Origin of the sequence: Terrisporobacter muris, assembly GCF_024621905.1 — a bacterium.
GTDB classification, from domain to species: Bacteria; Bacillota; Clostridia; order Peptostreptococcales; family Peptostreptococcaceae; genus Terrisporobacter; species Terrisporobacter muris.
This window is the reverse complement of the sequence record NZ_JANKBY010000560.1, coordinates 1-1,340: the sequence shown is the minus strand read 5'-3', so window position 1 is coordinate 1,340 and position 1,340 is coordinate 1. Positions and strand designations below refer to the sequence as shown.

Annotated in this window: 1 protein-coding gene; it reads right to left on the bottom strand. The window is 31.6% G+C overall.

Annotated features, from left to right (window positions below):
• Window positions 1–12: 12 nt before the first annotated feature.
• Window positions 13–1,143 (bottom strand): glycerol dehydrogenase, encoded by a 1,131-nt coding sequence (locus NSA58_RS20275; protein ID WP_074429507.1) that lies wholly within the window; start codon window positions 1,141–1,143, stop codon window positions 13–15.
• Between the last annotated feature and the right edge of the window lie 197 nt (window positions 1,144–1,340).

The following is a 1,340-nucleotide window of genomic DNA, read 5'->3' as shown; positions in this document are numbered from 1 at the left end:
ATTTTTTACATCCTATTTATTATTTTTATAGTTTTTTCCAAGTCTATCAGCAGTTATAATTGCAGCTGCCACAGCTTCTACGCTTATAGGTTGTGGCATAGAATGTACTGATTCTTCTGGTATACAAGATTTTTCTGCAACTTCCATTAATTCTTCTTCGCTTATTTCATTTACCCCTATATCTTCTAAACACACTGGTAAACCAACTTCCACACAGAAGTCTAATACTTGATTTATTTCTTCTTCAGATGCATTTTCTAGCACTAACTGAGCTAAAGTACCAAATGCAACTTTTTCACCATGGAAATACTTATGAGTTCCTTCTAATATAGTAAGACCGTCATGTATAGCGTGAGCTGCTGCAAGTCCTCCACTCTCAAAACCAATTCCTGATAAAAGTATATTTGTTTCTATTATATTTTCAAGAGCAGGAGTAACTAAATTACAATCACAAGATACCTTTGCCTTAGGTCCATCAGCAAGTAAAGTTTCATAACATAATTTTGCAAGAGCAAAAGCAGTATTAGTACCTTTTGCTGGAGCTGTTAAGTTTTCTCTTGCTCCGCAAGGAAGACCAGCATTTACATTTGAATATGATTCTCTTGTTGCTCTAGCCTCAAAATAAGTTGATAATGCATCACCCATGCCAGATACTAAAAATCTAGTAGGTGCTTTAGCTATTACAGTTGTATCTATTAGTACAACACTCGGACTTTGTTTAAAATATGCGTAATCATCAAAAGATCCATCTGGAGTGTATAATACTGCTGAGTGACTAGTAGGTGCATCTGTTGCTGCTATTGTTGGAACTATTATTAAAGCTTCACCTTCAGCCACACATTTTGAAGTATCTATTGCTTTACCTCCACCAAGTCCTATTGTACAATCACACTTATTTTCTCTTGCTACTTCTTGTAATCTTGCTACTTCTTGTCTTGAGCATTCTCCTGTAAATCCACTTTCTACTAAAGTAATATTAAACTTATCACAAGTTTTGTCTAACTTATCTTTTACACGATTAACATCATCTGGATGTGCTATAAGTAGTGCTGATTTTCCAAAAGTTTTTACGAAATAACCTAAATTTAATAATTCATCTTCACCTTGAACATATTTTGTTGGACATATTAATGCTTTTCTCATCTTTTAATTACTCCCATCTATTTTTGTTTTATTTGGTTTAAATTTTATATTTTAATTATAATACCGTTTTCCTTTTTAATCATGAGTCTTATATGTCATAAAATTACAATTTATAATCGTAATTTTATGAACTAAAATAATAAAATTGTACTATTTCTACTTTTCGTTAAGTACTTAACTATTTTAATAAATATCTA

Bases quoted from the DNA above. Each gene is read 5' to 3' on its own strand.
- NSA58_RS20275 (WP_074429507.1), bottom strand. From the start codon at position 1,143: ATGAGAAAAGCATTAATATGTCCAACAAAATATGTTCAAGGTGAAGAT.